We start from the raw sequence: 10143 nt of genomic DNA on the forward strand, positions 1-10143 counted from the left end.
GCCGGCCACCGCCACCCGGTCCGCCCCGCAGGCCGACCCCGGGCCCGACCCCGAGCCGCGAGTGACCGTGCCCTCCGGGCCGAACCGGGTCAGAGCGCTGGGCCAGGCGCCGGAAACCGACCCGGAACCGGTGGTCGCGGAGGAGCCGGTCGGCATTCCCGACGGCGTGCCGCGCGAGGACTACTACTTCGCCGCCTACCGCGAACTGGTGGCGCAGAACAGCTCGTTCCCCAACGCCGCGCAGCTCTCCCGGCTGCTGCACCGCCGCTTCGGCGTCGGCAACAGCGACGGCACCCAGCTCAGCGAGAGTTATCTCCAGGCGTACCTGCGGGAGTTCAGGGAGCGCTACAACTCCGAGATGGGCGTCGCGGGCTGACCCGCCGACCCGCCCGAACCGCACCCGCCCGAACCCCCGCACCCCGCCGCACACGCCACCGCACCCCCGGCGCCGGTGAGCGGCGTCGAGGGTGCGGGGACGAACGAGCGGTGCGGGGGCGAGGGGGGCGCGGGGCGCGCCCCGGTCAGGCGCCCAGCAGCTTGCGCACCCGGTCGGCGCCGACCGCGAGCAGCAGCGTCGGCAGCCGCGGACCGGTGTCCCGGCTGACCAGCAGCCGGTACAGCAGGGCGAAGAACGCCCGCTGCGCGGCCTTCAGTTCGGGGGTCGGCTTCGCCTCCGGGTCAAGGCCGGCCAGCACCTTCGGCACCCCGTAGACGAGCGTGGTGAGGCCGTCCAGCGACCAGTGCTCGTCCAGACCGTCCAGCAGCAGCCGCAGCCCCTCGCGCTGCTCCTCGTCGAGCGAGCCGAGCAGCTCGGCGTCCGGCTCGTCCCGCACCCGGGTGCGCTGCTCCGGCGGGACCTGCGTGGTGATCCAGCGCTCGGCGCGGTCCAGTCGCGGCCGGGTCTCGTCCAGGGACGTGACGGGGTTCTCCGGGTCCAGCTCGGACAGGATGCGCAGCGTCTGGTCGTCGGCGCCCTGCGTGATGTCGGCGACCGAGGCGAGCGTGCGGTACGGCAGCGGGTGCGGGGTGCGCGGCAGCTCACCGGCCGCGGTGCGCACCGAACGGGCGTGCGCGGCGACGTCCGCCGGCTGTGCGGTGCCCTCGCCGATGCGGCGCTCCAGCGCGTCCCACTCGTCGTAGGTGCGCTGGATCTCCTGGTCGAAGGCGACCTTGAACGACTGGTTGGGCCGGCGCCGCGCGTACAGCCAGCGCAGCAGCGGCGCCTCCATGATCTCCAGCGCGTCGGCCGGGGTGGGCACGCCGCCCTTGGAGCTGGACATCTTCGCCATGCCGCTGATGCCGACGAACGCGTACATCGGGCCGATCGGCTGCGCGCCGCCGAACACCTCCCGCACGATCTGTCCGCCGACCACGAACGACGAGCCGGGCGAGGAGTGGTCCACGCCCGACGGCTCGAAGACGACGCCCTCGTACGCCCAGCGCATCGGCCAGTCGACCTTCCACACCAGCTTGCCGCGGTGCGTGTCGCTCAGCCGGACCGTCTCGCCGTGGCCGCAGCGGCAGGTGTAGGTCAGCTCGGTGGTGTCGTCGTCGTAGCCGGTGACGGTGGTGAGGTCCTTCTCGCACACCGCGCAGTACGGCTTGTACGGGTAGTAGCCGGCGCCGGACGTGCCGTCGTCCTCGGCTGCCGCGCCGGAGCCCTCGGCGGCGGCCAGCTCGGCGGCGTCCACCGGCTTCTGCCCCTGCTTCTGGCCCTGCTTCTGCTTGCCCCCGGCGGCCGGGCCCGTGCCCGCGGCGCCCTTGTCCTTGGTGCGGTAGCGGTCGAGCACCGCGTCGATCGTCGCCCGCTCGCGCATCGCGAGCAGCACCTGCTCGCGGTAGGCGCCGGAGGTGTACATCTCCGTCTGGCTGATGCCGCGGAACTCCACGCCCAGTTCGGCGAGCGAGGCGGTCATCGCCGCCTTGAAGTGCTCCGCCCAGTTGGGGTGCTCGCTGCCGGGCGGGGCGGGCACCGACGTCAGGGGCTTGCCGATGTGCTGCTCCCACGACGGGTCGACGCCCGCGGGCACCTTGCGGTAGCGGTCGTAGTCGTCCCAGGAGATCAGGTGCTCGACGGCGTGCCCGCGGCGGCGGATCTCGTCGGCGACCAGGTGCGGCGTCATCACCTCACGCAGGTTGCCCAGGTGGATCGGCCCCGACGGGCTGAGGCCGGAGGCGCACACGATGGGTTTCCCGGGGGCACGCCGCTCCGCTTCGGCGATGACCTCATCCGCGAAACGGGAGACCCAATCGGCCTCGGGGCTGGTCTGAGCCACGTCCGGTACTTCCTTCTCGTGTGTACGGGTGCGCGGGTGCCGTGCGGCCGTGCCGCCGTCGCCGCGCTCGTGCCGGTGGTCGGGAGCCGCGGCCGAGCCGTCGGACCCACCACGGCCATTGTCCCATCCGGAGCGGGGCCGCAGGGCCGTGGGATACTGGGCGGTCCCACACCCTGCTACGGAACGGCTCAGCATCCATGGCTTCGGTCCCCTCCCTCGCCTCAACCGTCCACCAGCGCGTCGCCGACGCCCTGTCGGCCGCGCTCTCGGAGTCCGCCGGCGCCGACCCGCTGCTGCGACGAAGCGACCGGGCCGACTTCCAGGCCAACGGCATGCTGGCGCTGGCGAAGCAGCTGGGCGGCAATCCCAGGAAGCTCGCGGGCGAGGTCGTCGCCGGGCTGCCCGCCGACGACGTGATCCGTGAGATCGAGGTGTCCGGTCCGGGCTTCCTCAACATCAGCGTCACCGACGGCGCCCTGCTGCGGACCCTCGCGGCCCGCGCCGCCGACGACCGGCTCGGGGTGCCGCTCGCCGAGTCGCCCGGCACCACCGTCATCGACTACTCGCAGCCGAACGTGGCCAAGGAGATGCACGTCGGCCACCTGCGGTCCACGGTGATCGGCGACGCCGTGGTGCGCATCCTGGAGTACCGCGGCGAGACGGTCGTGCGCCGCCACCACATCGGCGACTGGGGCACCCAGTTCGGCATGCTCATCCAGTACCTGGTCGAGAACCCGCACGAGCTGGACGAGACGCCTGCCGACGCCGCGGACGGCGGGTCCGGGGAGGCGGCGATGTCGCGCCTCAACCGCCTGTACAAGGCGTCCCGGGCGCTGTTCGACTCCGACGAGGACTTCAAGAACCGCTCCCGGGACCGGGTCGTGCAGCTCCAGGCGGGCGACGAGGAGACATACGGTCTGTGGCGCCGCATCGTCGACGAGTCGAAGGTCTACTTCCGGGCCGTGTACGACAAGCTCGACGTGGAGATCCGCGACGAGGACGTCGTCGGTGAGAGCGCCTACAACGACGACCTCCAGCAGGTCGTGAAGGACCTGGAGGCGGCCGGGGTCGCGGTCCGCTCCGACGGCGCGCTCTGCGTGTTCTTCGACGACGTGAAGGGCCCGGACGGCAACCCGACACCGCTCATCGTGCGCAAGTCCAACGGCGGCTTCGGTTACGCCGCGACGGACCTGGCGGCGATCCGCAACCGGGTCGCCGGGCTGCACGCCGACACCCTGCTGTACGTGGTGGACGCGCGGCAGGCGCTGCACTTCCGGATGGTCTTCGAGACGGCCCGCCGCGCCGGCTGGCTGCCCGAGGGCGCCGCGAAGCAGCTGGCGTTCGGCACCGTGCTCGGCAAGGACGGCAAGCCGTTCAAGACCCGCGAGGGCGAGACGGTCCGCCTGGTGGACCTGCTCGACGAGGCCGTGCAGCGCGCCGCACAGGTGGTCCGGGAGAAGTCCCAGGACCTCACCGAGGAGGAGATCGCCGACCGTGCGGCACAGGTCGGCATCGGCGCGGTGAAGTACGCCGACCTCTCCACGTCGATGTCCCGCGACTACGTCTTCGACCTGGACCGCATGGTGTCGCTGAACGGCGACACCAGCGTGTACCTCCAGTACGCGTACGCGCGCATCCAGTCGATCCTGCGCAAGGCCGGCGACGTGGCTCCCACCGCCCACCCCGAGCTGCCGCTCGCCCCGGCGGAGCGGGCGCTGGGCCTGCACCTCGACGAGTTCGGCGACACGCTCGCCGCGGTGGCCGAGAGCTACGAGCCGCACAAGCTCGCCGCGTACCTCTACCAGCTGGCGTCGCACTTCACCGGCTTCTACGAGCACTGCCCGGTGCTGAAGGCGGAGGACCGCGCGACGGTGGAGAACCGGCTGTTCCTGTGCCGGCTGACCGCCGACACCCTGCACCGCGGCATGGCCCTGCTGGGCATCCGCACCCCGGCCCGCCTCTGACGCACCCCGGCGGGGCCCCGCCCGTTCCGCGGGGACGCCCCCGACCCGCACCGGCAGTCAACGGCCCGGACTCCCAGAGGAGTTCGGGCCGTCGCCGGTGGCGGCACGGACTTGCTCCGGCCTGCGCGAAGCCGTTCTCACGGCGCCTGTCACGGGTTACCGTCCTGACGTCCGCCCACCGCAGTCGTCGAGAGGAACCCCGCATGCACCTTCCGGAACCGACCCGTCGCACCGTCCTGCAGAGCATGGCCGCGGCGGCGGTGGTGATCGGCTTCGACCCGACGGCTCGGGCCTGGGCCACCGAAGGGGGTCCGCCGCCCGGCCCCGACCTCGCCCACACGCCGCCGCTCGACGGCACGCTGCTCACCGACGAGGCCTCCCGCACGTCGGCCGCCGACGACTACGGCCACATCGTGCACCGCAGGCCCGCGGCCGTGCTGCGGCCCGGTTCGGTCGCCGACGTCGTGGCGATGATCCGCTACTGCCGGGAGCACGGCATCCCCGTCGCGCCGCGCGGCCAGGGCCACGCCACCTTCGGGCAGGGCCAGGTCGAGAACGGCCTCGTGATCGAGACGACGCCGCTGGACGCCATCGGGCCGGTCGACGGCGACACGGTCACCGTCGGCGCCGGCGCGAAGTGGAGCGACGTCGCCAGGGCCACCCTCGAACACGGCCTCACCCCGCCGGTGTTCACCGACTACGTGGAACTGTCCGTGGGCGGCACCCTGTCCGTCGGCGGGATCGGCGGCCAGACGCACGGCCACGGCGCGCAGGTGGACACCGTCACCGAACTGCGGGTGGTGACGGGCGCCGGCGAGGAGGTGCGCTGCTCCCCCACCCGGCACGCAGACCTGTTCGACACGGTGCGGGCCGGGCTCGGCCAGTGCGCCGTCGTGGTGGGCGCGACGCTGCGCCTGGTCCCCGCGCCGCAGACCGTCCGGCACTACCTGCTGCCCTACACCGACCTGGAGACCTTCCTGGCCGACCAGCGCACCCTGGCGCAGGAGCGCAGGTTCGACTACCTGGAAGGCCAGGTCACCACCGACAGCGACGGCGCGTTCCGCTCCTACCTGCTGGAGGCCGTCGCCTACGGCCCACCCGCGGGCCCCGCCCCCGACGACACCCGGCTGCTGGCCGGTCTGCGGCACGACCCGGCAGGTGCCTCGGCCCAGGACATGGGCTACTACGCCTTCGTCGACCGGCTCGGTCCGGTCGTCGCCCAGCTCAAGCAGGCCGGCCTGTGGGACCAGGCGCACCCCTGGCTCAACCTGCTGCTGCCGGGCGACTCCGTGGCGGAGGTGGCCGCGGACCTGCTGTCCCGCCTCACCCCGGCTGACGTCGGCCCGGCCGGCGTGGTGCTGCTCTACCCGCTCAGCGGCGACCGGCTGCACGCCCCGATGCTGAGCATGCCCCACGACCCGGTGCCGTACCTGCTGGCGGTGCTGCGCACCTGCCCGCCGGAGGACGAGGCCACCGTGCAACGGCTGGTCACCGCCAACCGGGAGGCGTACGAGACGGTACGGGCCGCAGGCGGCAAGCAGTACCCGGTCGGCTCGATCCCGTTCGGGACGGCCGACTGGGAGGAGCACTTCGGCCCGGCGTGGCACCGGCTGCGCACGGCCCGCCACCGCTACGACCCGGACGGCCTGCTGACACCCGGCCAGCACGTCTTCTGAGGCCTCCCCCGCACCCCGACGCGCCCCCACGCACCCGTACGGCCCGTCGTGCTGCGTCGCCGGGAGCCGTGCGGCGTCTCAGCGTCCGGCGGTCAGCCACCGGGCGGCCTCGGTCGCCCAGTAGGTCAGCACCAGGCTCGCTCCGGCCCGCTTGAAACTGGTCAGCGTCTCCAGGACCGCCCGGTCGCGCTCGATCCAGCCCTTCTCCGCGGCGGCCTCGACCATCGCGTACTCACCGGAGATCTGGTAGACGCCCACCGGCACGCTCACCTGCTCGGTGAAGGTGCGCAGGATGTCGAGGTAGGGCAGACCCGGCTTCACCATCACCATGTCCGCGCCCTCGGCGAGATCCAGGGACAGCTCACGCAGCGACTCGGCGGCGTTCGCCGGGTCCTGCTGGTAGGTCTTGCGGTCGCCCTTCAGGGACGAGCCGACGGCCTCCCGGAACGGCCCGTAGAACGCCGACGCGTACTTCGCGGTGTACGCGAACAGCGACACGTCCACGTGCCCGGCCTCGTCCAGCGCGCGCCGGACGTGCCCGATCTGACCGTCCATCATGCCGCTGGGCCCCAGCACGTGCGCACCGGCGTCCGCCTGCACCCGGGCCATCTCGGCGTACCGCTCCAACGTGGCGTCGTTGTCCACCCGGCCACCGGCGTCCAGCACCCCGCAGTGGCCGTGGTCGGTGTACTCGTCCAGGCACAGGTCGGACATGACCACCAGCTCGTCGCCGATCTCCGCCCGCACGTCCCGCAGCGCCACCTGGAGAACGCCGTCCGGGTCGGTGCCCTGGCTGCCGACGGCGTCCTTCACCTCCGGCACCCCGAACAGCATGATGCCGCCGACGCCCGCCTCGACCGCCTCCACGGCGGCCTTGCGCAGGGTGTCCCGGGTGTGCTGGACGACACCCGGCATCGACGAGATCGGCACCGGCTCGCTGATGCCCTCCCGCACGAACACCGGCAGGATCAGGTCCGCGGGGTGCGGCCGGTGCTCGGCGACCATGCGGCGCATGGCCGCCGTACCGCGCAGCCGGCGCGGCCGTGCCGCCGGGAAGCTGCCGTACCGGTTCACGAACGCGCCCTCCTCCGGGTCGGCCGCTTCTCACTCGGCCGCTTGACGGCCTCGCCCGCCTCCAGCGCCGCCGCCCGGCGCTGCTCGGCGACCTCCGCGAGCGCCTCGGCGAGCCGGTGCACCGACGGCTCGGGCGACAGCACGTCCACCCGCAGCCCGTGCTCCTCCGCGGTCTTCGCGGTGGCCGGGCCGATGCACGCGATGACGGTCACGTTGTGCGGCTTGCCCGCGATGCCCACCAGGTTGCGGACCGTGCTGGACGAGGTGAACAGCACCGCGTCGAAACCGCCGCCCTTGATCATCTCGCGGGTGGTGGCGGGCGGCGGCGACGCCCGGACCGTGCGGTACGCGGTGACGTCGTCGACCTCCCAGCCCAGCTCGATCAGACCGGCCACCAGCGTCTCGGTGGCGATGTCCGCGCGCGGCAGGAACACCCGGTCGATGGGGTCGAAGACCGGGTCGTAGGGCGGCCAGTCCTCCAGCAGCCCGGCGGCGGACTGCTCGCCGCTGGGCACCAGGTCCGGCTTCACACCGAACTCGACGAGGGCCCGCGCGGTCTGCTCGCCGACCGCGGCGACCTTGATCCCGGCGAACGCCCGGGCGTCCAGGCCGTACTCCTCGAACTTCTCCCGGACCGCCTTCACCGCGTTGACCGAGGTGAACGCGATCCACTCGTAGCGTCCGGTGACCAGGCCCTTGACCGCACGCTCCATCTGCTGCGGGGTGCGCGGCGGCTCGACGGCGATGGTCGGCACCTCGGCGGGCACCGCGCCGTAGGAGCGCAACTGGTCGGACAGCGACGCCGCCTGCTCCCTGGTCCGCGGCACAAGAACGTTCCAGCCGAACAGCGGCTTGGACTCGAACCAGGCGAGCTGGTCGCGCTGCGCGGGCGCACTGCGCTCACCGACGACCGCTATCACCGGCTGACCGCCGTCCGCGGACGGCAGCACCTTGGCCTGCTTCAGCGTCTGCGCGAGCGTGCCCAGCGTCGCCGACCAGGTCCGCTGCCGCGTGGTGGTGCCGGCGACGGTCACGGTCAGCGGGGTGTCGGGCTTGCGCCCGGCGGCGACCAGTTCCGCCGCGGCGGACGTCACCGTCTCCAGCGTGCTGGACATGACCACCGTCGCGTCGCTGGCCCCTATCTCCGTCCAGCAGCGGTCGTCGGCGGTGCGGGCGTCCACGAAACGCACGTCGGTGCCGTGCGCGTCGCGCAGCGGCACGCCGGCGTACGCGGGCACACCGACCGCGGCGGCGACGCCCGGCACCACCTCGAAGGTGATGCCCTCGGCGGCGCACACCAGCATCTCCTGGGCGGCGTCCGCGTCCAGCCCCGGGTCACCGGCGACCGCACGGACCACCCGCTTGCCGTTGCGCGCGGCCGCCATGACAAGATCTGCTGCACCGGCGACTGTGGCGCATGTCTCGTGGTCCGTGTCGTCCACTGCCTGCAGAGGCACGTCCACGCCTGCCCTGGCGTGGGTCAGCACGACGGCGTGGACCTCCGGATCGGCGACCAGGACGTCGGCCTGCGCCAGCGCCTCCACGGCGCGCAGAGTCAGCAGTCCCGGATCTCCGGGTCCGGCACCAAGGAAGGTGACGTGTCCGTGCGCGCCGTACAGATGCCGGTTGACGGCTGCCGCAGCAGTCGCGACCGTCGGCGTGGTCGGGTTGTGGGCGGTGGTGGGGCTCAAAGTGCTCGCTCCCCCATCAGACCGGCTGCACCCTTGGCGAGCATCGCGTCGGCGAGTTCCCGGCCCATCCGTTCGGACACGACCGTCACCTCTTCCTCGGACGCCGGCACGGGACCGGTGGCGGACAGCTGCACCAGCGCCGAGCCGTCGGTGGTACCGACAACCCCGCGCAGGCGCATTTCGTTGACAACCTGCCCGTCGACAAGCAGGTCGGCGAGCGCACCCACGGGTGCGCTGCAGCCGGCCTCCAAGGCGGCGAGCAGGGATCGCTCGGCGGTCACGGCGGCCCGCGTGTGCGGGTCGTCGAGCCCGGCGAGCTGGGCGGCGAGCCACGTGTTGCTCGCGGCGCACTCCACCGCCAGCGCTCCCTGGCCGGGAGCGGGCAGAACCGCGTCCGGCGAAAGCAGTTCGGTGGCCTCGTCGAGGCGGCCGATCCGGGTCAGCCCGGCGGCGGCCAGTACCACGGCGTCCAGCTCGCCGGACCGCACGAACCCGATGCGGGTGTCGACGTTGCCGCGGATGGGCACCGTCTCCACCCGCCGCCCGAGCGACCTGGCCCAGGCGTTGAGCTGTGCCATCCGCCGCGGCGAACCGGTGCCGATCCGTACCGTGCGCCCGTTACCGGCCGTCAGCTCCTCGAAGGTCAGCCCGTCCCGGGCGACCAGCGCGTCCCGGGGGTCCTCCCGGGCGGGCACAGCGGCCACGACCAGGTCGGCGGGCTGGCTGGTGGGCAGGTCCTTCAGCGAGTGCACGGCGAAGTCGATGTCACCGCGCAGCAGTGCGTCGCGCAGCGCCGAGACGAACACCCCCGTGCCGCCGATCTGGGCCAGCTGCTCCTTGGAGACGTCCCCGTACGTGGTGATCTCCACCAGTTCGACCGGACGGCCGGTGAGCTGCCGGACCCGCTCGGCGACCTGCCCGCTCTGGGCCATCGCGAGCTTGCTGCGGCGGGTGCCCAACCTCAGTGGGCCTTCAATCGCGCTCATTGCCGCTCCTGTTCGGCTTGCTTACCGCGGCGACCGTCGAGGGATCGAGGTCGAAGAGTTCCCGCAGTGCGTCGGCGTAGCCGTCGCCCCCGGGCTCCCCGGCGAGCTGCTTGACGCGCACCGTCGGGGCATGCAGCAGCTTGTCCACGACACGCCGCACGGTCTGGGTGATCTCGGCTCGCTCCTTGGCGTCCAGCCCGGGCAGCCGCCCGTCCAGCCGGGCCATCTCACCGGCGACGACGTCCGAGGCCATGGTGCGCAGCGCGATCACGGTCGGGGTGATCTTCGCGGCCCGCTGGGCGGCACCGAACGCGGCGACCTCGTCGCCGACGATGCTGCGCACGGCGTCCACGTCGGCTGCCATCGGGGCGTCGGCGGCGGCCTCGGCGAGCGACTCGATGTCGACCAGGCGCGCGCCGTGGATCCGGTGCACGGCCGCGTCCACGTCGCGGGGCATGGCGAGGTCGAGCAGAGAT

6 protein-coding genes and 2 pseudogenes are annotated in these 10143 nt (G+C 73.0%); 3 read left to right on the forward strand and 5 right to left on the reverse strand.

Going from position 1 to position 10143, the window contains the following annotated elements; genetic code table 11:
* Positions 1 to 376, forward strand: a pseudogene (locus tag ACYVE9_RS07965) (DUF2637 domain-containing protein); the annotation flags it as partial.
* A gap of 145 nt (positions 377 to 521) precedes the next feature.
* Here ACYVE9_RS07965 and lysS read toward each other — a convergent pair.
* A complete protein-coding gene (gene lysS, locus ACYVE9_RS07970) occupies positions 522 to 2276 on the reverse strand; it encodes a lysine--tRNA ligase (RefSeq protein WP_461027030.1) in 1755 nt (584 codons plus the stop codon).
* Positions 2277 to 2473: 197 nt separating this feature from the next.
* Here lysS and argS point away from each other — a divergent pair, with 197 nt between their 5' ends.
* Both argS and ACYVE9_RS07980 read left to right on the forward strand, forming a co-directional pair.
* The gene (gene argS, locus ACYVE9_RS07975; RefSeq protein WP_461027031.1) at positions 2474 to 4240 is read left to right on the forward strand and encodes an arginine--tRNA ligase; all 1767 of its coding nucleotides are present in this window, start codon (positions 2474 to 2476) and stop codon (positions 4238 to 4240) included.
* 203 nt (positions 4241 to 4443) lie between these two features.
* Positions 4444 to 5916, forward strand: coding sequence for an FAD-binding protein (locus ACYVE9_RS07980; RefSeq protein WP_461027032.1), 1473 nt, complete (start codon positions 4444 to 4446; stop codon positions 5914 to 5916).
* A gap of 78 nt (positions 5917 to 5994) precedes the next feature.
* On the opposite strand, the gene hemB is transcribed toward ACYVE9_RS07980, so the two are convergent.
* From hemB to ACYVE9_RS08000, 4 genes and pseudogenes are all read right to left on the reverse strand, one after another.
* On the reverse strand, positions 5995 to 6990 hold the full coding sequence (hemB, locus tag ACYVE9_RS07985; protein WP_461027033.1) for a porphobilinogen synthase: 996 nt from the start codon (positions 6988 to 6990) through the stop codon (positions 5995 to 5997).
* Positions 6987 to 8681, reverse strand: coding sequence for a bifunctional uroporphyrinogen-III C-methyltransferase/uroporphyrinogen-III synthase (locus ACYVE9_RS07990; protein WP_461027034.1), 1695 nt, complete (start codon positions 8679 to 8681; stop codon positions 6987 to 6989). Before ACYVE9_RS07990 ends, hemB begins: the two co-directional genes overlap by 4 nt.
* Positions 8678 to 9667, reverse strand: coding sequence for a hydroxymethylbilane synthase (hemC, locus tag ACYVE9_RS07995; protein WP_461027035.1), 990 nt, complete (start codon positions 9665 to 9667; stop codon positions 8678 to 8680). Before hemC ends, ACYVE9_RS07990 begins: the two co-directional genes overlap by 4 nt.
* Positions 9654 to 10143, reverse strand: a pseudogene (locus ACYVE9_RS08000) (glutamyl-tRNA reductase); the annotation flags it as partial. The pseudogene ACYVE9_RS08000 and the gene hemC, both read right to left, overlap by 14 nt.

Source organism: Streptomyces sparsus (assembly GCF_054776295.1).